Genomic DNA, 25,317 nt, shown 5'->3' with positions numbered 1-25,317 from the left:
GACTAACTCACTCTAATGCCCAATAAAAAACGAATTCTTGTTACTTCTGCCCTTCCCTATGCAAACGGTCCTATTCACCTTGGTCACCTTGCAGGAGCTTACCTTACACCGGATTTTTATGTCCGATACAAACGACGTACTGATGCCGACGTGGCATTTATTTGTGGATCCGATGAGCATGGCGTTCCTATAACAATCGCCGCTGAAAAAGAAGGCGTATCTCCTCAGGATATTGTGGATAGATACCATGGAATGAACAAGAAAGTATTCGAGGACTTCGGGATCTCTTTCGATTACTATGGGCGTACCAGCTCAAAAGTACACCATGAGACCTCACAGGAATTCTTCACCACCCTAAATAATAAAGGGTTCTTCAAGAAAAAGACCGAAGAGCAGCTCTATGATCCAAAGGCAGACATGTTCCTCCCAGATCGTTATGTAAAAGGAACCTGCCCGAATTGTGGATATGAAGAAGCCTATGGAGATCAGTGTGAGAAATGCGGTACCTCACTTTCCCCTACCGAATTGATCGATCCCTTCAGCGCCCTTAGCGGTGAAAAACCGGAACTCAAAAAAACGGAACATTGGTATATGCCGTTGGGTGATGTACAGCCAAAACTCGAGAAATGGCTGGATACCCGTGAAAACTGGAAACCCAATGTAATGGGTCAGGTCAAAAGCTGGCTCACCGATGGACTGGCAGATAGGGCTGCAACCCGGGATCTTAGCTGGGGCGTACCTGTTCCACTTGAAGAAGCCAAGGGTAAAGTACTCTACGTATGGTTTGATGCCCCTATCGGTTACGTTTCAGCCACTAAAGAATGGGCTCAGAAACAGGGGAATCCGGATCTTTGGAAAGATTACTGGCAAAATGAGGAGACCGAGTTATATCATTTTATTGGAAAGGATAACATCGTGTTTCACTGTATCATGTTCCCCATTGTATTAATGGAACATGGTGGATATGTGCTGCCAAAAAATGTTCCCGCAAATGAGTTTTTAAATCTTGAGGGTAAAAAACTATCCACTTCACGCGGATGGGCTGTGTGGCTGCACGAGTATCTTGAGGATTTTGAACCTGACCTTCTTCGTTATGCCCTTGGAACGACCCTGCCGGAATCTAAAGACTCTGATTTTTCATGGAAAGACTTCCAGATGCACATCAATACAGAGCTTGCAGATGTGTTAGGAAACTTCACAAATCGCTCACTTTCATTTACCGTCAATTATGTGGAAGGCAAGGTTCCGGAGTTAGTGGAACCATCAGATATTGACCTGGAAGCATTAAAAGCTATTGAAGATCAGAAAGAAAAGGTCACCCAGGCTTACGAGAATTTCCGTTTTAAGGAAGCGATCTCAGAGACCATGAACCTGGCCCGTATTGGAAACCGCTATTTCACAGAAACAGAACCCTGGAAAACCCGAAAGACCGAACCCATAAAAGCGGGTAACACGCTTCATGTGAGTTTACAGATCAGCGCAGCTCTCTCCTGCCTGTTTGACCCAATACTCCCAGATAAAATGAAACAACTGAGATCTCAGCTTGGGATATCCGATTCTTTTACATGGAATGATATCTCAAACAACATGCTGAAGGTCGGTGATTCAGTGATACAGGGCGACATACTATTTGAAAAAATTGAGGACGATATCATCGAAGAACAAATCCAAAAACTGCACGACAAAGCCAAAGAAGCAGATCCAACCCCTGATGTACCTGAACTTAAAGACAATATCGAGTTTGGTGATTTCATGAAGCTGGACCTGCGTGCCGGTAAGATCATTTCTGCTAAAAAGATCGAAAAATCCACCAAGCTTCTGGAGATCAAAGTGGACATCGGTATAGAGCAGAGAACGATCGTATCAGGTATCTCAAAATATTTTGAAGCAGATGAACTGGCAGGACAAAAAGTAAGCGTCGTAGCTAATCTGGCTCCCAAAAAACTTATGGGTGTTGAGAGTAAAGGCATGATCCTTATGGCAGAAAATCCGGATGGTTCCCTCAAATTTGTTGAAACCGATGCAGAACCGGGTAGCCCCATTACTTAATGCCTAATAATTCACATCAGCAATGCAGTATATCGGGAATAGAGGATTATCCCCTGGGATGTACTGTATCAGATAAGAATACCCTGTTCAGGTTGTTTTCGCCAAAGGCTCATTTTGTCGAAGTGGTGATCTTCGAACAGTATGAGGATGAAGAGGGATTAAGCTTCGTCATGGAAAAGAACCATGAAGGTGTCTGGAGTTGCCTTATTCAGGATGTGTTCCCGGATCATTGGTATGCCTACAAAATTCAGGGACCGGTTCATGACCATTTCTTTCTTTCTACTGATGAATTTATCGCGGATCCCCGAAGCAGGCATGTAACAACCAGGAACCATTACCTACAATATCCAAAAACCAGGATCTGTAATCCCACTGAATTTGACTGGGAAGATGACACCTTTGTTGTACCCGAAGACCCCAGGGATCTTATCATATACGAGACACACATCAAGGATCTTGTGGCACATAGTTCAGCAAAAACCAAAGTTAATGGGATTTACAACGATTTCCGGGAAGCTGAAGTTGGGGGTGTCAGTCACCTTAAAAGACTGGGAGTAAATGCAGTAGAGTTTTTACCTCTTCAAAAGTTTGCCTATTTCGAACCCCCTTTCAATGAAACGGTTCCAAACGGGATCAAGAATGTTTGGAATCCATATTCCATCAATTACTGGGGGTACATGACCTCCTTTCATTTTGCCCCTGAAACGGTCTATGCCTCTGATGCTACCTTAGAATTAAATAAGGTGAATGGAAGTACGGTTACCGCAGAACATGAACTTAAAGAACTGGTAAAAGCACTTCACAAAGAAAATATCACAGTTCTGATGGATGTGGTATATAATCATGCTTCTCACTATGACCTCAACCCTCTCAAATACACTGCAAAGGATCATTATTTCAGTTTAGATGACAGCGGTAACTTCACCAACGATAGCTGGACCGGTAATGATATTGATACGACAGCCAGGTATTCACGTGAATTGATCGTAGAATCTATCAAATATTGGATGAAAGAGTACCACATTGATGGTTTTCGTTTTGACCTGGCCGGTATCATAGATTGGGAAACGGTAGATCTGATCAGGGAAGAAGCACATAAGATCAATCCAAATGTTTTACTCATTGCTGAACCCTGGGGCAAAGAATATAAGCCTGATGGTTTCTCTGATCATGGTTGGTCATCCTGGAATGATCGGTTCAGAAATACTATAAAAGGGTATAATCCGAAGGAAGATAAAGGACTGATATTTGGAAACACGGGCCATAACACAAGATTTGGTCTGGAAAACTTGATACGCGGAACCCTCAGATCAGGCGAAAATGGATTATTCCACCATTCAGGTCATTCAGTAAACTACCTGGAAAGTCATGATGGATACACCCTGGGAGATTATATCCGCATTGCCTTAGACCCTGAAAAGGCTGACAAAGTCTTTGAAGATGTGAGCCACATAGCAGACCTGAATACTCAGGAAGAGTCTATTGCAAAACTTGCTGCCTTGGTTTTATTTGTTTCTCAGGGTATAACAATGATGCATGCGGGACAAGAATGGGCTCGCTCAAAGATCATTCGTGATCCCAAGAATATTGACTCACAAAAGGGTAAGATTGATCGAGACACATACAACAAGGATGATCGTACCAATTGGCTTAATTTCAACGAAATTCAGATCAATCAATCCTTATTTAATTATTATAAAGGGTTAATAAAACTTCGTTTAAACGCACCTGCGTTCAGGAGATCAAATCCTGAAGACATTCATTTCAAGGTTTATAACGACCCCTTACATATCACGTTCTCAATTGACGGAAAAAGTTCAGGTGATATGTATAATTACTTTGTATCATTGAACGCAAGTTTGGAGCAGGACTATGAGATCATACTACCGGAAGGTTATTGGGAAATAGTCGCAGATGATCAGCATTCAGGTATAAAAACTTTAAAAAGCGTTAAAACTAAGTATAATGTGCCTGCAAGCTCCGGAATTATTTTAAGAAAGTTGCGTGTGAGTAAAGCTTAAAATATTTTACGCCGTCTAAACAAATAACATCCTAAGGAGGAATACACTTGGCTGGAACAACCACCACTGACAGAGGTTCTTGGAATTCAAAACTTGGCTTTATACTCGCTGCGGCGGGTTCGGCTGTGGGTTTAGGTAACATTTGGGCCTTCCCAACTAAAGTAGCCACTCAAGGTGGCGCTGCCTATCTGATTATTTACCTGCTTTGTACGTTTGCCATTGGTTTTCCGGTAATGGCAGCAGAAATTGCCATTGGCCGTAAGTCAGGAAAAAATCCTGTTGGAGCATTCAAAGCTATTACCTCAAACAAATTCTTCCCATTGGTAGGTTTGTGGGGTGTTATATGTGGAGTGATGATCCTTTCCTTCTACACCGTTATTGCTGGCTGGGCATTTGGTTTTGCCTTCGAAGAGATCTTTTACTACTTCGGATGGGCAGCTGCAGCTGACTGGTTAACGGATACCGGAAACGGATTCAAAAACGCATTGATTGCCACCCTGTTTATGCTGGGTACTATCAAGATCATTACCGGTGGAGTCAGTGATGGTATTGAACGGGCAACTAAAGCCATGATGCCTTTGCTCATTAGTATCATCGTGATAATGATTATCTATGTATTGCTTCAGCCCGGAAGTGCTGAAGGTGTTCGAACTTACCTCCTTCCGGATTTCTCAAAGATCAATGCTGAATTGATCTTCTCAGCCATGGGTCAGGCCTTCTTCTCTCTCTCACTAGGTATGGGAGCCCTTATTACCTACGGCTCTTATCTGAACAAAAAAGAAAATATTCCCCAAGCGGCTGCTTTTGTAACGCTTGCAGATGTTGGTATTGCATTTTTAGCCGGTCTGCTGATCGTGCCAGCCATGTACCTGGCTCAAAGTCAGGGTATTAACATCAACGCCGGTGGTTCATTGGCCTCAAGTACAGATCTGGTATTTCAGATCTTGCCCGCCCTGTTCCACACGATTGGTGGTGGGGTTGGAATGTTGCTTGGTGTAACATTCTTCCTCTTGTTGAGTATTGCCGCACTTACCTCAACCATTTCACTTCTTGAAGTGCCGGTATCTTACGTGATCGATGAATTTGAGGTGAAACGTAAAAAAGCTGCCTGGTCCGTTGGGTTAGGAATTCTTGCAGTTTCCATCTGTGTGGCCTTCTTCCCTGTTATGATCGGTTGGTTCGATTACCTGTTCAGCAGTATTGGACTTCCATTAGGTGGATTCCTTATCTGTCTGTTTGTCGGTTATGTTTGGACCACTGATAGCGCCTTAACCGAAATGGAATACGGGTATGCCGGCATCAAGCAGACATTATTCTCAAAAGTTTGGCCGATATTCATCAAATTTATCTGTCCTGCTGCCATCCTTTATAACTTGATATCTAATTTCATTTAAACAGGTTTGTTATCCAAAGAGGCAGGTGCTATTTTTGGATGAATTTTTATTTAAGGAGAATCTAAGGAATGTCAAAAGTATCTACATCAGATTTCAGAAACGGAATGGTTCTGGATCTTGACGGTGAACTGTACTCGATCACTGAATTTCAGCATGTTAAACCCGGAAAGGGTCCTGCGTTTGTAAGAACCAAACTAAAAGGGATCATGAACGGTAAGAATATTGATAAAACCTGGCGATCAGGTGAAAATGCTGAGTCAGTGCGGGTTGAAACTCGCGATTACCAGTATCTGTACAATGATGGCGAGCTATACTACCTCATGCATACAGATACCTATGAACAAGTTCCGGTTAACGCCTCACAAGTTGAGCGAAAAGGATATTTTGTTGAAGGTCAGAATTGCACCGTGGTTGTAAATGCTGATGAGGAATCTATTCTCTATGCGGAACCTAAAGACCACATTGAGGTAACTGTTGAAAAAACCGATCCTGGGTTACGTGGCGACACGGCTCAAGGTGGAAGTAAACCGGCTACCCTGGAATCGGGTGCAACTGTTCAGGTTCCACTTTTTATCAACGAAAATGAAAAGATCAAAGTTGACACCAGAACCGGCGAATATATAGAACGAGCTAAATAAAACGAATCATGGATTTAAAACTTATAAAAAACATATTAGAACTCATCTCCGAAAGTGATGTAAATGAAGTATCACTTGAAGAAGGAGATTTCAAGATCAAAGTTAAAAAACAGGGCGAAGTACAGCAGGTGAGCTACTCTCAACCGGCTCCGCAGGCTCCTGTTCAGCCGGCTGCTCCGCAAGCTCAACAAGCGGCCCCTGCTGCTGAAGCATCTGATGCACAAAAAGCTGATCAACCCGAAGGTGATACGGTTAAGTCCCCAATTGTAGGAACCTTCTACACGTCCCCTTCACCCGATTCTGATCCGTTTGTTAAAGTTGGCGATCATATTTCCAAAGGGGAAACATTATGTATCGTTGAAGCTATGAAGATCATGAATGAGATCGAAGCAGAGTTCAGTGGTACGGTACAAAAGGTGTTGGTCGATGACGGACAACCTGTAGAGTTTGACCAGCCATTATTTATCATTAAAAAAGACTAAAACGGCTTTCATGTTCAACAAAATTCTGATCGCTAACAGAGGTGAAATTGCACTGCGTATCATTCGCACGTGTCAGGAAATGGGTATCAAAACAGTGGCTGTTTACTCCACTGCCGATGCTGATAGCTTACATGTGAAATTTGCGGATGAAGCGGTATGTATTGGGCCACCTGCAGGTAAAGACAGTTACCTGAAGATCCCAAGCATTCTGGCTGCAGCTGAGATCACCAATGCAGAAGCTATTCACCCCGGTTACGGATTTCTATCTGAAAATGCTGAATTCTCACGTATTTGCGGGGAACATGACCTCAAATTTATTGGCCCCTCCCCTGAGTCGATCAGTAAAATGGGTGATAAGGCCGTGGCAAAAGCAACCATGATAGCCAACGACGTTCCGGTTGTTCCTGGTAGTGATGGTGTTGTTGAAAGCTTTGAAGAAGCCAAAAAAGTATGTGATGAGATCGGATTTCCGGTGATCATCAAAGCATCTGCCGGTGGCGGAGGACGTGGTATGCGCATGGTGATGGAGGCTAAAGACCTTGAAAAAAATTATAAGATGTGTCGGCAAGAGGCCGAGACTTCTTTCAATAATCCGGCTGTTTATATTGAGCGGTTTGTCCTGAACCCTCATCACGTTGAGATACAGATCATGGCCGACCAACATGGTACAGCCGTTCACTACGGTGAACGTGATTGTTCATTACAGCGTCGTCATCAGAAAGTTCTGGAAGAATCCCCCTCTCCACTAATGACCGAGGAATTACGTGAAAGAATGGGAACTGCCGCTGTAAATGCAGCAAAAGCAGTAAATTACGAAGGGGCCGGAACCGTGGAATTCCTTGTGGATGATGACCACAACTTCTACTTCATGGAAATGAACACCCGTATTCAGGTAGAACATCCTGTAACGGAAGAAGTGACCGGCATTGACCTGATCGAACAACAGATCAGGGTTGCAGCAGGCGAGAAGATCGATGAATACCCTCTAAACTTTGAAAACCACGCTATTGAATGCCGTATCAATGCAGAAGATCCTGAGCATAATTTCAGGCCCTCTGCGGGTGAAATTACGGTGTTCCACCCACCGGGAGGTCATGGCGTTCGTTTAGATACCCATGCGTATTCCGGCTACAGAATTCCTCCGCATTACGATTCAATGATCGCAAAATTGATCGTAAGCGCTCCAACCCGGGAAGACGCCATTAAAAAGATGAAGCGTGCCCTCAAAGAGTTTATCATTGAAGGAATTAAGACTAACATCCCTTTCCATATTCAATTGATGGATGACGAAAATTTTATAAAAGGAACCTTCGATACCAAATATCTGGAAAGAGAATTCAAATTCATACCAAATAAAGACTGAGATGAGTATACCGGCTGATTTAAAATATACAAGAGAACATGAATGGATAAAGGACAACGGTGATGGAACCGTCACAGTTGGCATCACTGATTTTGCGCAGGGTGAACTTGGCGATATCGTTTTTGTAGAACTTGAACCTGAGGGTTCAGAGTTTTCACAGGACGATACATTTGGAACCGTTGAAGCCGTAAAAACAGTATCTGACCTTTATGCTCCTGTTGATGGAGAGATCGCTGAAATCAACGAAGCTTTAGAAGATGAGCCTGAGTTGGTTAACGACGATCCATATGGTGAAGGCTGGATGGTTAAGATCAAACTATCAGACCCTGATCAGTTGGATGATCTTCTTACTGCAGATGAATACGAAGAGGTTATCGCCTAATTATTTAATAAACCGATTTCATGCATAGCCGACATTCTGAATGGATCCTGATCCTTGACTACGGTTCACAATTTACACAACTCATTGCACGTCGGCTTAGAGAGCTGAATATCTACTGCGAGATCCACCCATTTAATGTGGATCTGGATACTGTCAGGGAACCACATCCCGGGGGTATCATCCTATCTGGAGGCCCCAAAAGCGTCAATGACAAAGACGCCCCTGCCCTTCAAACTGAAATTCTAAGCTGGGATGTTCCGATTCTTGGAATTTGCTACGGTTTGCAACTCCTGGCTCATACTGAAATTCCGGGTAGTGTAGAGAAAGCTGAAAAAAGAGAATACGGCCGCGCAAATCTGTTGATCGACAATCAGGAAGACCTTTTAAAAGATATTCCGAATGAAAGCGTGGTATGGATGAGTCACGGTGATCACATCCATGAACTGCCAGAACCCTACGAGATCATTGGCCATACCTCTAATGCTAAAGTAGCGGCTGTTCGTCATAAAGAAGATCATGTATATGGTGTGCAATTCCACCCAGAGGTTGCCCATACGGATCATGGAAAACAATTACTTCAGAATTTCGCTTACAACATTTGTGACCTTAAGGGTGACTGGACCTCTGAGTCTTTTATAGACGAGCAGATCAAAAGTATTCGTGAAAAAGTCGGTGATAATAAAGTTTTATGTGGCCTCTCAGGGGGTGTTGATTCAACTGTGGTGGCAACACTCATTCACAAAGCCATTGGAGATCAGCTTGAATGTGTATTTGTGGATAATGGACTGCTTCGAAAGAATGAATTTGAGTCGGTCATGCATCTCTATACTAGAGACCTTCACCTGCCAGTTCGTGGTGTAGATGCCTCCGAATTATTTCTTTCCAGACTGGAGGGTGTATCTGATCCCGAAGAAAAAAGGAAGATCATTGGCAACACCTTCATTGATGTTTTTGATAAGGAAATTGGAAACGACTCTGACTTTAAATATCTCGCCCAGGGAACCCTCTATCCGGATGTGATCGAAAGTGTTTCTTTCAAGGGACCATCTGCCACCATTAAATCGCACCACAATGTAGGCGGGCTTCCAGAAAAGATGAAACTTGATCTGATTGAACCGGTTAGGGAATTATTCAAGGATGAAGTCAGAAACGTTGGTCGTGCATTAGGGATTCCTGATCATTTTATTGAACGACACCCCTTCCCGGGCCCGGGATTGGGTATCAGAGTTTTGGGAGATCTGTCCAAAGAACGACTCAGCTTACTTCGTGAAGCTGACTATATCTTTGTCGAAGAACTTAAAAAACAGGATCTATATCACGAGGTATGGCAGGCTTTAGCCGTACTTCTGCCGGTTCAAAGTGTAGGAGTTATGGGCGATGAAAGAACCTATGAGTTCACTTGTGCCTTACGGGCAGTGACCAGCCTGGATGGTATGACAGCTGACTGGGCTCACTTACCTTATGAATTTTTAGCTCATGTATCCAATCGAATCATCAACGAGATCAAGGGAATAAATCGGGTGGTGTACGACATAAGTTCCAAGCCCCCTGCCACCATTGAGTGGGAATAAAATTACTCGAGAACAAATAGGTCTCATTTAAGTTAATACTTAGTGTACCCTAAAATAATGGAAATAATGAAACGTATCTCTCTGGTTTTTACTCTTTGTTTTTTAATTGTTACAGCAAACGCTCAATCCCTGCAAACAGGGGTTAATTTTTATGAAGAAGGTAATTATGAAGAAGCTTTACGCATCTTTGACTCCATTGAAGAACCTACTTCCTACCTATTTTCCGGTAAATCATATTTTGCCTTAAATAACTACCTGAAAGCCAAAAAAGTTTTAAATAAGGTAGATAGTACAAACATCACTTCTGAGATCTTTTACGAAGCTAAATACACTAAAGCCTTAGCTGACTTTGAGCTTCAAAATTTTTCAGCTTCACTTGATGCACTGTTCGAGATCAATCAATTTTCTACTCAGGGAAGTGTAAAACGTGATGCCTTTAGTTTTTACCGGGATCTGCTTAATTACCTAACCCTTGAACAAAGGTTCTCGACTTTTAAAGGGGTATCCTATGATGAAATTCGTTTTGACCTGGTTGATGCCGCCATTGGAATAGTAGATTATCCTTCTGCCAAGTCATTGTACACAGCTTATACCAATACAGTGCAGATTTCTGATTCCAGTAATTATGAAAATGTATTTAGTGTATTAAAAGATTCAGCTTCTTACGCACAACGTTACAATCCAAACAAATACACCCAGGCACCTACCGGATTATCATACAATATTGGGGTCGCACTACCCGAATTTGATATGGAAGCGGATGAATTTGAGATCACTCAGCATTTATATTTTGGCATTCAATTAGCCGTTGAACGCTTTAACTCACAAAATAATCGTCAAAAAGCATTCCTAACCTATCGAAATACTGATGCTGACGTAGAGAATGCCGCTTTTATCGCTAATGATCTGATATGGAATCATGGAGTCGATGCTATCATTGGTCCATTATTCTCTGAAGTTGCATTGGAACTTTCAAAATATGCTGAGATGTATGAAACTCCGCTGCTCACTCCTCTGGCAAATTCGGATAACATCAACCTCGATCTTAATTACACCTTCCAGTTAAACCCTACCTTTGCTATTCAGGGACAAGAAATGGCTCGTTACGCCATCCAAACACTGCGATATGATACCTTGGCTGTCTTAGCAGAGAAAGGCTCTCTGGGTGAAGCCTCAGCTTATGCATTTTTAGATGAAGTCAGAAATCTTGGTGGAGAAGTGGTTCGATTTTATGTGGAGGACCTCGCCTCAGAAGGATATGATATCAGTGAATATGTTAAATATTTTGACCCTGAAGTTGATACAGTATTTAACTACAACATAGATGCCGTTTATGCTCCATTTACCGGAAATATTGCACAGACTCTGATGAGCTCTCTGATCACAAATCTTGAGGCTATGGGTAGCGAAATGTCCATATTAGGTTCTGAAGAATGGGAAACTGCTAACATCAATTCCGGCCGACTTCCTGAAACGAATGTTTATTACACAAAATCATTTGAAATAGATTCCACCAATTCAATGGTGAATGACTTTGAAAGTGAATTTCGATTAAGATTTGAGTCTCAACCCAATCAGTTTGCCTACATTGGTTATGACGCTGCTTCAGTTCTGCTTGAAAGTCTTCAAAGAGTTCAAAACCCTGAATACTTAAAAGAAGGTTTAAAATCACTAAATAACTACAGAGGGCTTATTAACCGGGTAAGCTTTGACGGTTCACGTATTAATCAAAATGTGAAGATCAAAAGACTAAGCAACAGTAACTAACCAAGAGCAAATTCTAAGTTAGCTTACTAATTAATTACTTTGTAAAGCCTCTTGCTGCCGTTTTATACGGTATTGTTCCCTCAGCCAAATTCTCCATTTTTCACTTTCTCTCTGATGCTCTCTGAATGTTTTAGTGAACACATGGCCTCCTTCAGGATTGGCCACCATATATAGATAATCATGATCTTGTGGATACAAAGTAGCCTCTATGGTACTCAAACTGGGGTTCGTTATTGGTCCGGGCGGTAAACCTTTGTTAACATAGGTGTTAAATGGATGGTCAAATTCATAATCTTCAAATAAAAGCCTTCTTCTCTCTCCCAATGCATAATTAACGGTTGGATCGGCTTGCAGTAACATTCCTCGGTTCAGACGATTCCAATATAGTCCACTGATCACAGGTTTTTCCTCACTGATCTTTGCTTCCCATTCTACAATAGATGCCAGGGTAACGATCTCATCCGGAGTGTAATCTAACTCCTGAAATCGACCTTCATGTTGGTCAATAACTCTTTTATCAAATTCTCTCAATATCTGATTGACAATTTCTTTTGGAGACCGGGTCCAGTAGGTTAAATATGTGTCCGGTAACATTCTGCCAAATAGTTGTTCTTTCGACAGATCTTTTGAACTTAGAAAAGTAGAATCAGAGAATAAGGTTAAAAGGTCCTCTTCCTCAAAATGAAGTCTGTTGGCTATTGACGCCGAAACCCGATCGATGGTAGTACCGGGAAGGATTGTAATTTCTACCGGATCCTGAATTCCCCTGGTCATTTTAGAGAGAAAAGCATTATAACTCAGTGCACCTTCAAATTTATAACTGCCTCTTTGATATTTTCGCCATCCAAGTAAAGTAGCCGCCCACCTAAGTTCCTCTGACCCGTAATTCACACCAATTGAATCCAATTTTACTTCTAACTCATCCAAACCTGAAAGCTGATTGAATGTGAGCTCAGTTTCTACAGGGAATACTATAGCATCATTACCTGACAACCTGTTTAGTCTGGAGGTCATTACCAATATTAGGACAAGTAGAAATGCTACAATGGCGGTTATTAACTCCGCCCTGCTTATAGATGTTAGTTGTTGAATATTCATACGGTAAGATAAGAAACAGTGTACATATTGATAATACCGTGTTAAATAAAATTCGATACGATCCCATAAACACAAAATGTAACAAAAGTATTCAGTAGTCGTACAGGCACGGGAAGAGCAAAAGAGCTTTTGGATGCTGCAAAAGCACCAAATGCCCTAAAGAAAAAAACCCGGGTCTTGAACGATCCGGGTTTTTTATTCTTGATATAAGAACTTGTTCCTAAAATGTTGGATTTAAACGGAGCCAAAATACACTTTGGCCTCCCACACCGGAGATCGGTTTTGCAACTTCAAGTTTGATAAAACCTAATCCCAATCCCATACCTACATTATGAGAGAGATCACCAAATGAAATGTTGTAATGACCTAAGGGATCATCAGACATTTCTAATCTACTATTATAGTTGGAATAACCGGAATCCATAAAAATTGAGATCGTGGTGTTACTCAGATCCGGCCATCGATTTCCGTGATCCCTGCTGCTGCCAAATTCGAGTTCAATATTACTTAACAGCATTTGATTACCCTTCATCATTTTATAGCCAAAGGCTCTTAAACTGCCAATGCCTCCTAAAGCAAAATTTTTGTAATCAGGGGCTACTCCTGTAATACTACCGGCCATCACCCGCCATTTAAGCATGGTACTTTTATCCAATCGAAGAAATGATTTGGCTTCTGCCTGATAGGAATTGTACCGAAAATCATTATTGAATCCTTCTATGTTTGCCAGTTCAGCTTTTGCTGAAAGTGTGGTTTGAAGGGCCGAGTTACTTCTGATTCCATATGGATTGAATGTAACTCCAACAGTAAGATTCTGTAGCCCGATCTGATCAAACTGGGAATCAATAGCAGGATTTGGTCTCCAGTCAGAATAGCGACTGAATATTGAGAACTCGGTGTGTTGTTCTAAAGTGCTTACGGTTTGGTTGTTGTAAGCGAGACCTAACTCAACATTTCTCAATGGTTTCAACATCGTATAGAAACCAAATCCATCACTTTGCTGGTAATCCATGTAATCGAATCCGGTGAAAAATGATGTAACAGAGTTTTCAAAAATTCCAGTACGCCAATAATCTTCAGTTGAAGTGGTTTGATATAACTCACCGCCTATCAGCCACCACTTGCGGTCGTTTCCAATACTTTTTTCTGCACCCAGTGAATACTGAAGGTTACCCAAGGCGGTAGAAAAGCCTATCAATCCATGCAGATCGACATTTTCTACATTCAGGAAATTAGAATTATTCCAATCCATTTTGTCTTCCTGATACCCAATAAATAATCCATCCACGCGATTGTAACGCAGCATGGAGTTGACAGGAAAAGCGGAGTAAATAGGGTTTTTAACGCCAAAGTTACTTTCTGTGTAGAAGTCTTTGTCTAAACCTTCATACAGATCTACAGAGTAATGAAGTTTGTTCTCTAAATGCTGGGCATCAACGCTAATTGAATAGCTCAAAATTATGATAACTGCATAGTATATTACTTTCATATTATCCTGTTTTGTTGATGTTTGTACCTCTCCGAATAAATAATACCCTAATAGGATAATAAAAATCACATAATCATGCTTTAAAAACATTGATCAGGAACTGTATATGCTCCCTGAGCTCCACTCCAATCAATTCAGCCCCCTTCCTGATGTCCTCTCTCGGTACATTAGCAGCAAATTTTGAGTCTTTTAGCTTTTTAGTGACCGATTTTACTTTCATGTCATCAAACGCATTGGGCCTCATCAGTGATACTGCATTCATAAAACCGGAGAGTTCATCGCAGGCAAAAAGATAGCGTTCTATTTCAGATTCAGGGTGTTTACCGGTTCTTTCCGGTGCATGGGCTTTTACGGCATCTATCACCTCTTCAGCATAACCGTGATCAGGTAAGATCTCATCAACTGCTTTATTTGGATGTTCATCAGGGAATTTCTCCCAATCGATGTCATGCAGTAACCCGGCTTCCCACCAATGTTCAACCTCTTCTTGTGCCTTCTCAAGATGGCGTGCATAAGCTTCCATAGCCTGTGCTACCATTTCACAGTGATTTATAAGATTTTCATTATCTATGTACTGCTTTAGTAAGTTGATCGAATCTTGTCTGTTCATCATTATTTTATGTATGAGTGGACTTCCTTAGCTACATTCCGGTTGTATTGAAAAGTAAGATCCTTATAATTGATCAGATCTACGATCGTACCTATCACACAAAGTCCTCCGGTTAAGATGTACAATATCCCCATTCCGATCTGATTGAGTATCAAACGGTGCACTCCTGCTATTAAAAAGAAACCCAGCAGACAGGTAATCAGGATAGTTTGAGGGTCTTTACGCCTGCTTCGATAAACATTAGCAAACTTTTCTGCTTCATCCTCATTCAACTGATTCAGCATTTTACCTACGTATAAAGATTCGTCGCCTTCGAGTTCAGGTAAGTGATCTAATATATTAGCCATGTTGTTCCTTCTTTTCCGTTAATTGAGATGTGATCATTTCTTTCCAGATATATAAAATTCTTAAACCCAGAACCACGACTGCAAGCGGTCCGGCTAAATGAGATTCCAAAGCAGCAGTAAAATCTCCCCTGAAGGTATAAGATATGGAGTGCCCCAAGCCTTCACCCGGGCAATATTCCAACCCTATAAGATCAAACATACACAAACTTGTCCCGACTGAATCAGGATTCATCAAGCCAAGCAAAAGTAGTCCGGCACCAAATATGACCCACTCCGAGTGTCTATGTATTTGATTCAATATCATGTTCCTCCCTACGGGTGACATTAAGATATGTTTCTATTGAGCTTTGTTAGTTGTATCTACAGGTAACTTTATAAAAAAACTGGTACCAATATCTTCTTCCGATTCAACCCATACGTTTCCATTATGCCTGTTCACATACAATTGAACAATATCCAGCCCAAGCCCCGTACCCGCCTCTCCTCCGGTTCCATCCCTGGAATATTTCAGGTCACTTTCAAACAGATCATTTTTCATGGATTCCGGAATTCCAATACCGGTATCTTTTACTTCGATCAGTACATATTGATCATTATCTGTAAGATGTGCCGATACCGTAACGTCACCTTTCGAGGGTGTAAACTTTAGTGCATTTGAAACTAAATTATTCAGAGCGATCTCGATCTTATTCCTATCCACTTCCAATTGAAGATCATCCGGTTCAACATTATAGGTCAGTTCAATATTTTTCAATGTTGATTTGGCCTTATTCATGGATACTACCTGTTCTATAACGTCCCTGAATTCTACATTTTTTAACTCTAACGATTCAGGCTCCTCTTTTTTACTCTCCCTGTCAAGTACCTCTTTTACCATATTTAGGAGGTTGTTGCCACTATTTTCAATGACTGAAAGCATATGCTTACGATCATCTGAAGACAATTCGTCAGTATCTCTCATGAGTTTGACCAGCCCAATTATTCCTGTAAGAGGATTTTTAATATCATGGCTTACCATTCTAACCAGGTCATCTTTCTTTTTATTGAGCCGGCTCAACTCGATCTCACGGTCTTTCAAAATTTGAATACGCTCATTCAACTCATTTTGAAGTTTACGTATTTTTAAATGGGTGTCAATCCTGGCCAGTGTCTCTTCTTTTTGAAAGGGTTTGGTGATGTAATCCACCCCACCATATTTAAACGCCTGAATTTTATCGTCAGTCTCCGTTAAGGCACTCAAAAAGATGACAGGGATATCTTCAAGCCCCTCCTCCGATTTGATCCTTTTTACCGCTTCAAAACCATCCAGTTCAGGCATCATAATATCCATAAGGATAAGATCAGGCTGATGCTCCTTAGCCAGCTGAATGGCTTCCCTTCCGTTCTGTGCCTCAATGTGATCGTAGCCCCCATTATCCAGAACGTGAGATAACAGTTTAAGGTTTAGCTTGGTATCATCCACAATAAGAATAAGACTGTCTCTGTTTCTGCGCATTCAGTCAGGTATTATTGATCTTTCGTACTATAAAAGTATCTTAAATTTAAATTCAGTGGAATAAACTAAAAAAGACACCCCAAATAAAGGAATGTCTTAAAAGTTTTGTTAAAAGAACTAATTAGATAAAGCTCTCTGTTCAGAAGTCAAAATCATCCATAAGCTCTATGGGTTCCTTGGGCATGGCAATGGCTAACCCAATGTAAACCAATAAACTGGCGCCCCATCCCATTATAAATGCAGCTGCAAAGATGAAGCGAACTACGGTAGAGCTGATACCAAAATATTTTGCCAAACCACCACATACTCCTGAGATCTTTTTATCAGATCTTGATTTCATTAATTTTTTGGAGTGGCGGTATCCGTAAGAATCCAGTGAATACTGAGAAGATGACGTTGTAGCTTTATTGCGGTCTCTGTCCAATGCATTATTCAATCGGGATCCTGAACTCATTCCACTATCCTCAGATCCGTGAATGTCTCCGTAACTTTCCTTGTGACTTGGTTGATATGATTTTTTTCGAGCCTTTTTGATCTTTTTAGCTCTCTTTCTGTCTCCTACCAAAAAACCAAAACCAACAAGTGTAATAAGAGCTCCACCAATTAATGGAAGTACAGATGAACCAATTAACCCTTCAGTTAACCCGGATAAGAACTCCCCGGTAGGTAATCCAATCGTCTGAATGATGAAGGTAAAGGCTAAAAAAATCATCACCATGCCGGAAATAGTGGCGATGTTCCATATACTTTTACCGGTATCTTTTTCTTCTTCCTTGAGAAACTCCTGCATGGTAGAATTCAACTCAAATTCGTCAAATTCCAGAGTTGCGGTTCCCGTTTTGGATGCTGCCTTTTGTTTTGTCTTTTCTGCCATAATTTTCCCTTTGTAGCCTGCTACGATAAGAATGTAATAATGTTACGGAAAAATGACTTCCCTATCGGTTATAATTGCATCTAATTTTTCATCAAAAGATTCAGTCGGAATCTCATCAAAAAGAAATTCATGAAAGATCATACCAACTTTAAATGCACTACTTTCTTTCAAGAACCGGTCATAAAACCCTTTACCGTAACCTAATCGATTGCCTTTTATGTCAGCCGCTGCCATTGGAATAAGTATGATATCCAATTTAGAGATGTCAAATTCATTGATCTTGGCAGGTTCCTTGACTCCCCATTCATTTTTTTTCAGAATGTCTTTGGCAGGCAGTAATGAATGTGTTAGAGTTCCATCTTCAAAATTGGTGACCGGAACAATGAGTTGTCTTCCAGATTTTAAAACATCATCGATAAGAGAATCTGTGGCAACCTCGTTTCTATCGTTCATGGAAACATAGCAGTGTACCGCATTCGCATTCCGAAACTCGTTTAACTGCCTGACTTTTTCGGTGATTTTTTCCGATTTCTCCTGCCAGGCTTTGGAGTCGAGTTGTTGCCTTTGGTTCAGTACCTGTTTTCTGAGGTCAGATTTTTGTTTCCTTAGGTCTGACATATCATAACTTGATCAAATGGTGTTTACTTAGGTCCACACCCTGTTCAGTCATTTCCTGTAGCATGTTATGCCAGATATCTGTGCCATATTTATTCATAAAGTAAACCGGTGATACCGCCCTTTCCTGTAAACCACCATCCGGGAACAAGTTGATCTTAATTTTTTCGATCCGCTTGAGCTGCGTTTCTTCCTGCTGCTTGATGGAGCGATACACTTTGCCTTTCAACTTATTTAATTCATTTTCAAAACCGGCTACCGTCTTGCCTACGGTCCCATCTAAGGTTGGGTCGATTTCATCAATGACTTTAAGAGGCTTTTCAGCTGCCTTTTCGAGATCATTTTTCCATTCACTGAATACTTCTTCAATATCTACATTGTCGGTTTGTTCAACGTATGCTGATTCAAGGTCTTCGATGCGTTTGGCGTATTCACAAACCTTGAATGGAAGCTTTTCGAGGATTCGATCAATTCCTGATTCAATAATTGTAGCTGTGTATCTCGGAATAATAAGTGGCATTTCCATGTCAAACAACTCGTACAACGCCCGCATTTGTCCGTAGTAGGCAAGTTCACCGGGACCTGCTACATAGCCCAGTGTTGGAAATAATCTGTCTTGAATTACAGGTCTTAGAAAGACGTTAGGTGAAAACCGTTCAGGACTTTCCTGTATCAGACTAACCAACTCCTTAGTTGTCCATTTCTGATCATCTGCTGTCCACTGCTCACCTTCTCTGTGAATCTTTATCCTCTCAGAATCTTCATTAAGGTAGAATAAATTGGAATCACCGTTCATTACTTGTCGGTGAAATAATGATTCCAGCTCAGCACTTTTACTTTCAATAGCTTCAAAGACCTCATCTGCAGAAGAGATACTTTTCGCCAGGTCGTTTGCTACTAAATTCTTTAACCCTTTATGGTTACTTCCTGCGATCAAAAGTCCTTCTTCGGCAAATAACTCGTTTATAAAACCGGCAAAAGCTTCGCCATGAGATTTTCCGGCTTGGTAATGACTATCGATCAAATCCCAAAGCTTTTCTGAAAAATCAGTTTCAAACATCTCACTTTTGATAGCTTCCCTGAAAGCCTCCACTGAATCGTCTAGCTTTTCGAATGCTACCGGTTTATTGGCTCCCTCCTGGTTTAACTTCACCTTGATATAATCTTGCCGGCCAAGAATTCCGGACCAGGCGATCTCTTCAAAATCATGATCTTCATCGGCCATCCAGAAAACAGGTACAACGGGAGTATTGAGCTCCTGTTCGTATTTCCTTGCCAATGCGATGGTCGTCAGGGTTTTATAGATCGTAAAAACAGGTCCGCCATACATACCCAGCTGTTGACCCGTTACCACAGCTAATGCATTATTCTTCGAGAGTTTTTTAATTTGGTCCGATTGGGTACCAGAGATCCCAAGTTTAGAGTGGAAATCATTCAGGGCATCAATAAGTTTGTCCCTGTCAACAAAGCCTGAAACACGTTCAGCTTTTTGTTGCACATCCTGTTTTGAGAGGGGATTATATGAATAAAATGATCTTAATTTGTCAAAATCATTTATGTAAGTGGTAAATAGTTTTGAGTACGATAGTTCGCTAAATGAACAGTCAGAAATATCCAATGTTTATCCTTTCATTTTAGAAATGCGGTCTCTGATCTTGGCCGCTTTTTCATAATTTTCAGTTTCGATGGCAGTTTTTAGTTCTGCCTCAAGCTTTTCGAGTTGTGATAACTCTTTTTGCCCCGGAGAGGTTTCATCGCTGTTTAAAGCTTTTTCAATGGTCTTTTGTTCGGGTTCCGTTTTAATTCCGGCCTCAATCAATACACTATCATCTACATATATAGGAGATCCAAATCTTACCGCAAGGGCGATGGCATCACTTGGCCTGGAATCCAGTTCTATGATCTGATCTTCTCGTTCAAGAATGATCTGAGCAAAAAAGGTACCCTCTTTCAGTTCGTTGATATACACTTCCTTGACATCTGAGTCAAAGTTCTGCACAAATTTTTTAAGCAGATCATGTGTCATGGGTCTGGGCGGCTTTATATTCTCAAGTTCAAGAGCAATGGCCTGAGCTTCAAATGAACCAATGATTATGGGCAGTCGCTGATTACCCTCAACTTCACTTAAGATTAAGGCATACGCCCCTCCACTGCTTGGACTGGTGGATAGACCCAATATTTCCATTAAAATTTTACTCAAAGCGTCACCCTATTTGCTTAAAATTCATTTATATGAAGTTAACGATTTTTCAGTAAGTCTTAAACCAACCTGAAGAATATTCCATCTTCTGATCTAGCCTGACTTAAAACTCAGGAATTACTCGCAAATAATATCTTGTATGATCTTCGATTACCCCTTAGATCTTTATAAAAAATGCTAATGCATCGCATCAATTGCCTAATCAAAACATGCGATATAATTTGGTGAGCCTTCGTTTTAAACTTAGCTCAGCCAACAAAATTAACATAAAACAAGAGGATGCCATGAAAGCTCTGAAGTTCGTATTAGTATTATTAGGTTTACTCACATTAAGCTCTTGTACCATTTACGATAATAATGTTGAGGGGGACGCCGATCTTGTTTACTCCAGTACGATCAATATCCGTTCAAACGATTTTACGTATGTGGATGACTACATCACCATGGCCGAATACGGTTGGGACAATCTGGATGAGGAAATGGTGGATTTTGGTTTAGTTCATGGCTATCTGAGATTTGAAGGAACGACGGCCTGGCATGCCCTTCCCTTTTCAGTTCCATTTGAGAATGATCTGGTTAACCTTCGATATCAGTTTGATATTGGGTCTTTTAATCTATTACTGGAAGGTGAAGTAGCCGGAAACAATCAAGCCAATGCAGATCTGTTTCATAATGATTTTCTACGCGTGATTGCCATTCCTCCATCTGCCATAGTTCGTGGAAAAGGTATCGATTACCGGAACTATCAGCAGGTTATTGAGTTATATGGATTAAATGACATAGACTGATCAAGTTAAACACACATCAGTTCTTAAATATAAATCGAGAACCAATTCAATAACCCATGAAATCAATTAAAGCGTTTAGTTTTGCCACTTTTTTTACCGTTAGCTTGTTTTCAGCCTCACTCCTGGCTCAAAATGTACCTGAATCCGGAACCATTGGGCTTAGAGCAAATTTTGTTGGCCAAACAGCCATAGAAGTTCCATATATGTTAAATGATAAGCTTTCTCTTGCTCCCTACTTTGGACTGAATAGCGTACAAGACCAGTCCACCAATTTTACATTGGGCGTAAGACCAAGGTACTATATGAGTGAAGACCGGGCTTTGGCAACTTACGTTACCGGAGCCATTGGCTTGTCTAACACCTCATTTGATAACAATAATGTAAACTCAGTGACAAATTTTAACCTTGCCATTGGGTATGGTGCTGAATATTTCTTTTCTGATCAATTCAGTATCAGTTCAGATGCTAATTTAGGTACAGGATTTGGTGACAGTAACACCAATATTTCAACTCAGGCAAGGATCTCTGCTTCCATTTATTTTTGATTAAGAGAAAATCATAAACCATTATTCAAAAGCCACAGAGAACCTGTGGCTTTTTTATTTGCTTCAATAATTTAAAGATTTATTTTGGATGAAAAGGTTAATCGGCGTTGGTTAATCTGCAATGGTATTCATACCGATATCTTTTGGGGTTAGAATACTTTCATCCAAACATTCTTCAGGAGCCAAGCTTACCACATGGTTGATCGTAATAAAATCATAGAGATCTTTAAAGCCTCTCCAACTCCTACCTCTATCCTAAAGCCCAGTGAAGGCAACTTTTATTTCATCCAGGTAAATGATGCTTACTGCGAAATGACACAAGTGAGTGCTGATAACCTAATTGGGCAGGAGGTTTTTGAAAAATTTCCACCTAACCCGAATGAAGAACTCCCACATGGTCCTTCCAGGCTAAAGCAGTCCTTTCAAAAGGTAATTGACACAAAACAACCCGATGAAATGCCTGTCATCAGATATGACATAATGCTGGATGGCAGTGAGTTCAAAGAAGTATTCTGGAAGTTTATAAACACTCCGGTTTTTGACGATAACGGTGAGGTTGAATACATCATAAATTCTGCAACCCCGAAGACTGAACAGGTTTTAAGTGAAAGAGCCAGAAACCTGATGCTCAACAATACGGAAGACAGCTTTATATATTTAGATAAGGAGCTGAAGATCATCGATTATAACACCAAATTTTATATAACCTATAAGGATATTTTTGGTAAGGAGGTAAAAAAAGGAAACTCTATCTGGCTTCATGTTTCAGAAGAGCGTAATGCTGATCTCTGGGAACTTTATAACCGTGTACTTACCGGAGAAACCATTACCTATGAGACCTCACTTGATGACCCTCAGGAAGGGAAATGGCATTTTCAGATCAAAAATAAACCCGCTATCGATAATGGTACAATCGTTGGGATATTCATTTCCATGCTTGAGATCACCGACCGAGTTGAAGCCGAAAAAAGTATCATAAATGCTAAAGAAAAATACGAATCTCTTATAAGTACGGTGAATGGAATTATTTGGGAAGCGGACCCTGAACATTTGCAAATATCTTTTATAAGTGAACAATGTAAGTCCTATCTGGGATACGATCCTGATGAATGGATAAATACAAAAAATTTCTGGTCAAAGAGGCTCCATCCTGAAGACAAGGAAGGCGTACTCGAAAAATACCACACGGAAGTTAAAAATGGTCGCAACCATGAACTGAACTATCGTTTACAGCACGCATCCGGCCATTACATATGGATCAGGGATCTTATAACTGTCGTTACAGAACAAGGTAAACCCTCTGTGATCCGTGGTTTGATGATGGATGTTACCGAGGAAATGAAATTACAGGAGAATCTATCTGAAGCCTACAAGATATCCAAAATTGGAAACTGGGAATTAGATCTTATAAATAGGAAGCTTCACTGGTCGGATTATGTGAAAGAGCTACATGAAGTGGGAAAGGATTTTGTGCCGGATCTCGATTCTGCTATCAATTTCTATAAGGAAGGCTGGTGCAGAGATAAGATCGCTGAAGCTGTTCAAACATCCATTGAAACCGGAAAAGCATTTGACGAAGAACTCATCATAATAACAGCTAAAGGTAATGAAAAATGGATCAGAGCTGTTGGGAAAGCTGAATTTGTACACGATGAATGCGTAAGAATATACGGCAGTACACAGGATATAACGAAAAGAAAAAAGGCGGAGTTAGAACTTAAGGAAACCAATCAGGCTTTAACGGAGAGGGTTAAAGAACAAAGGTGCCTCTACAAAATATCTAACTTAGACGAAAACAGCTTGACCATAGAAGAATTACTGGAGCAGGCTGCTAATATCATTCCAAAAGGTTTTTACCTTCCGGATAAGGCTCAGGTTCAAATAGATTTTATGGACAAGGTTTACAGAACCACTCCATTTGACGCATCCTGGTCTGAGGAAAGAATTTCTGAGACTGCATCAAGAAGAGATGTACAAATAAAGATCACCGCCGGATACGCAAAAAATATTCCTTCATTTGAAGTGAAAATTCTGGAAGAGGAAAAAACCCTTTTGAACGCCATTTCACAGCAACTCATTCAGAAAGTCGATCAGATCCGCAAACAAAATGAATTTAATGCTATTCAGCAGAGGTACAAAAATGTGGTTGAATATACCACTAACATGTTCTATCAACACGATACGGAAGGCATACTGACATATGTTAGTCCACAAAGTAGCTGGTTCCTGGGTTACCCTCCTGAAAAAGCCCGCAAGAATTGGCAAAACTTTATTACTGAAAACCCGCTTAATAGAATTGGAGAAACCCTAACTCAAAAGGCTATTGAAACCGGTAACATTCAGGAACCTTATGAGCTTGAGTTAAAAACAGCCGATGGCAGAACTATTTGGGTGGAAGTCCATGAAGCACCCATAAAGAAAAATGATAAAGTGATCGGCATTGTAGGTTCACTAACCGATATTACAGACAGAAAAAATATTGAAACAGATCTTAAAAATAGCCTTGAGCGCTTTGAGTATGTGAAGAAGGCAACTCGGGATGCTATATACGACTGGGACATCAAAAACGACATACTAAATTGGAGTGATGGCCTTCAGTATTTATTTGGTCATGATCCTGTTAAAAATAACCGGCTCGATCAGTGGAAACAATTTCTTCACCCTGATGAATTTGAAGAAGTTATCAGGGACCTGGATTTTACATTAAATGATTCATCTATGAGCCATTGGTCAAGAGAATACCGTTTTATAAAGGATGATGATGAATATGCAAATGTGGTCGAAAATGGCATTATTGTCAGGAATGAAGATGGTGATGCTGTTCGAATGATCGGTGCCATCAGGGATATTTCAGATCAAAAATTGACCGAAAAAGAACTGAAAGCTTCACTTAGTGAAAAAGAAACCCTGCTTGCAGAAATTCATCATAGGGTAAAAAATAACCTGGCTGTTGTATCCGGTATGATGCAGCTTCAAGCCTTTGATACTGATAATAAAGAATTGCAGGAACAACTTTACGACAGTGTGGTCCGGATAAAAACCATGGCTTCGGTTCATGAATTACTGTATCAATCGAATAGTTTTTCACAGCTCGATTTTGCTGAAACCCTCGAACAGTTAGTTAAAAATGTATCGGACACTCTACAATCTGAAAATAAAATCGAGATAGAGTATCATGCCGTACCAGTTAAGTTGAATATCAATCAGGCTATTCCGGCCTCGCTCATAGTCAATGAAGTTATAACTAATGCTTTTAAACACGCTTTTAAGGGTATTGAAGACTCTAAGTTAACGATCAAATTATCCGAAGAAGATGATCAGCTGGAGATCTCAATTATAGATAACGGTTTAGGCATTCCCGATGACATTCAGAACACCAAAGAATCTTCTTTAGGCTTTCATCTGATCGATTTGTTATCTGAACAACTATATGCGGATAAGGTGTATAAAAAGAACCCGGATGGCTCCGGTACAATATTTAGGATATCATTCACCAAACTAGCCAATAAAAAAGGGATTGGCAGTTCATCTGTTACTTGATTACTATACAGTTATGTAGAAGTATTTTGGGAGTTTGATTCACATGAGT

At 40.7% G+C, this 25,317-nt stretch carries 22 protein-coding genes; 12 read left to right on the top strand and 10 right to left on the bottom strand.

The annotated features are described in order from the left end of the window. Window positions 1–15: 15 nt before the first annotated feature. The 9 genes from metG (at window position 16) to C3B73_RS01205 (ending at window position 11,667) form a co-directional block, all read left to right on the top strand. On the top strand, window positions 16–2,049 hold the full coding sequence (metG, locus tag C3B73_RS01245) for a methionine--tRNA ligase (RefSeq protein ID WP_103663816.1): 2,034 nt from the start codon (window positions 16–18) through the stop codon (window positions 2,047–2,049). Further along, on the top strand, window positions 2,049–4,070 hold the full coding sequence (locus C3B73_RS01240) for an alpha-amylase family glycosyl hydrolase (RefSeq protein WP_103663815.1): 2,022 nt from the start codon (window positions 2,049–2,051) through the stop codon (window positions 4,068–4,070). The genes metG and C3B73_RS01240 overlap by 1 nt, the downstream gene beginning before the upstream one ends. Before the next feature lie 47 nt (window positions 4,071–4,117). Beyond that, entirely contained in the window at window positions 4,118–5,464 is a 1,347-nt protein-coding gene (locus tag C3B73_RS01235; RefSeq protein ID WP_103663814.1) for a sodium-dependent transporter, read from the top strand. 68 nt (window positions 5,465–5,532) lie between these two features. Next, window positions 5,533–6,102 carry an elongation factor P gene (efp, locus tag C3B73_RS01230; protein ID WP_103663813.1) on the top strand — a complete coding sequence of 190 codons (570 nt, stop codon included), beginning with the start codon at window positions 5,533–5,535 and terminating at the stop codon, window positions 6,100–6,102. An 8-nt stretch (window positions 6,103–6,110) separates the two neighbouring features. Beyond that, window positions 6,111–6,584 (top strand): acetyl-CoA carboxylase biotin carboxyl carrier protein, encoded by a 474-nt coding sequence (accB, locus tag C3B73_RS01225; RefSeq protein ID WP_103663812.1) that lies wholly within the window; start codon window positions 6,111–6,113, stop codon window positions 6,582–6,584. Between the two features lie 10 nt (window positions 6,585–6,594). Continuing rightward, a complete protein-coding gene (gene accC / locus C3B73_RS01220; protein WP_103663811.1) occupies window positions 6,595–7,947 on the top strand; it encodes an acetyl-CoA carboxylase biotin carboxylase subunit in 1,353 nt (450 codons plus the stop codon). Between the two features lies 1 nt (window position 7,948). Beyond that, entirely contained in the window at window positions 7,949–8,329 is a 381-nt protein-coding gene (gcvH, locus tag C3B73_RS01215; RefSeq protein WP_103663810.1) for a glycine cleavage system protein GcvH, read from the top strand. Window positions 8,330–8,349: 20 nt separating this feature from the next. Continuing rightward, window positions 8,350–9,900: a glutamine-hydrolyzing GMP synthase gene (gene guaA, locus C3B73_RS01210; protein ID WP_103663809.1), complete on the top strand. Its 1,551-nt coding sequence runs from the start codon at window positions 8,350–8,352 to the stop codon at window positions 9,898–9,900. 66 nt (window positions 9,901–9,966) lie between these two features. After that, window positions 9,967–11,667, top strand: coding sequence for an ABC transporter substrate-binding protein (locus C3B73_RS01205; RefSeq protein ID WP_157939384.1), 1,701 nt, complete (start codon window positions 9,967–9,969; stop codon window positions 11,665–11,667). A 30-nt stretch (window positions 11,668–11,697) separates the two neighbouring features. On the opposite strand, the gene mltG is transcribed toward C3B73_RS01205, so the two are convergent. From mltG to C3B73_RS01155, 10 genes are all read right to left on the bottom strand, one after another. Further along, window positions 11,698–12,681, bottom strand: coding sequence for an endolytic transglycosylase MltG (gene mltG / locus C3B73_RS01200; RefSeq protein WP_232802907.1), 984 nt, complete (start codon window positions 12,679–12,681; stop codon window positions 11,698–11,700). A gap of 304 nt (window positions 12,682–12,985) precedes the next feature. Next, window positions 12,986–14,254 (bottom strand): BamA/TamA family outer membrane protein, encoded by a 1,269-nt coding sequence (locus C3B73_RS01195; protein WP_157939383.1) that lies wholly within the window; start codon window positions 14,252–14,254, stop codon window positions 12,986–12,988. A 73-nt stretch (window positions 14,255–14,327) separates the two neighbouring features. Further along, entirely contained in the window at window positions 14,328–14,867 is a 540-nt protein-coding gene (locus tag C3B73_RS01190; protein ID WP_232802906.1) for an HD domain-containing protein, read from the bottom strand. Further along, a complete protein-coding gene (locus tag C3B73_RS01185) occupies window positions 14,867–15,211 on the bottom strand; it encodes a TM2 domain-containing protein (RefSeq protein WP_103663805.1) in 345 nt (114 codons plus the stop codon). The genes C3B73_RS01190 and C3B73_RS01185 overlap by 1 nt, the downstream gene beginning before the upstream one ends. After that, window positions 15,204–15,410, bottom strand: a complete 207-nt coding sequence (locus C3B73_RS01180; protein WP_232802904.1) for a DUF2752 domain-containing protein — start codon at window positions 15,408–15,410, stop codon at window positions 15,204–15,206. Before C3B73_RS01180 ends, C3B73_RS01185 begins: the two co-directional genes overlap by 8 nt. Before the next feature lie 138 nt (window positions 15,411–15,548). Continuing rightward, window positions 15,549–16,706, bottom strand: coding sequence for a hybrid sensor histidine kinase/response regulator (locus C3B73_RS01175; RefSeq protein WP_103663804.1), 1,158 nt, complete (start codon window positions 16,704–16,706; stop codon window positions 15,549–15,551). Between the two features lie 139 nt (window positions 16,707–16,845). Beyond that, window positions 16,846–17,580: a PspC domain-containing protein gene (locus C3B73_RS14130; RefSeq protein WP_103663803.1), complete on the bottom strand. Its 735-nt coding sequence runs from the start codon at window positions 17,578–17,580 to the stop codon at window positions 16,846–16,848. A gap of 42 nt (window positions 17,581–17,622) precedes the next feature. Continuing rightward, window positions 17,623–18,198, bottom strand: coding sequence for a 5-formyltetrahydrofolate cyclo-ligase (locus C3B73_RS01165; RefSeq protein WP_103663802.1), 576 nt, complete (start codon window positions 18,196–18,198; stop codon window positions 17,623–17,625). Between the two features lies 1 nt (window position 18,199). Continuing rightward, window positions 18,200–19,813, bottom strand: a complete 1,614-nt coding sequence (bshC, locus tag C3B73_RS01160) for a bacillithiol biosynthesis cysteine-adding enzyme BshC (RefSeq protein ID WP_103663801.1) — start codon at window positions 19,811–19,813, stop codon at window positions 18,200–18,202. A gap of 3 nt (window positions 19,814–19,816) precedes the next feature. After that, entirely contained in the window at window positions 19,817–20,395 is a 579-nt protein-coding gene (locus C3B73_RS01155; RefSeq protein WP_232802902.1) for a bifunctional nuclease family protein, read from the bottom strand. A 284-nt stretch (window positions 20,396–20,679) separates the two neighbouring features. Between C3B73_RS01155 and C3B73_RS01150 the strand changes: the two genes are divergently transcribed. The 3 genes from C3B73_RS01150 to C3B73_RS01140 all read left to right on the top strand — a co-directional run bounded on the left by C3B73_RS01150 (window position 20,680) and on the right by C3B73_RS01140 (window position 25,268). Further along, window positions 20,680–21,183, top strand: a complete 504-nt coding sequence (locus C3B73_RS01150) for a hypothetical protein (protein ID WP_103663922.1) — start codon at window positions 20,680–20,682, stop codon at window positions 21,181–21,183. 56 nt (window positions 21,184–21,239) lie between these two features. Next, entirely contained in the window at window positions 21,240–21,728 is a 489-nt protein-coding gene (locus C3B73_RS01145) for an outer membrane beta-barrel protein (protein ID WP_103663799.1), read from the top strand. A gap of 195 nt (window positions 21,729–21,923) precedes the next feature. Continuing rightward, the gene (locus tag C3B73_RS01140) at window positions 21,924–25,268 is read left to right on the top strand and encodes a PAS domain S-box protein (RefSeq protein WP_103663798.1); all 3,345 of its coding nucleotides are present in this window, start codon (window positions 21,924–21,926) and stop codon (window positions 25,266–25,268) included. Window positions 25,269–25,317 lie beyond the last annotated feature (49 nt).

The organism is Gracilimonas amylolytica, from assembly GCF_002911695.1.
Taxonomy (GTDB): Bacteria; Bacteroidota; Rhodothermia; order Balneolales; family Balneolaceae; genus Gracilimonas; species Gracilimonas amylolytica.
The sequence above is the reverse complement of the archived record's forward strand: the minus strand, read 5'-3'. Positions and strand labels throughout refer to the sequence as shown.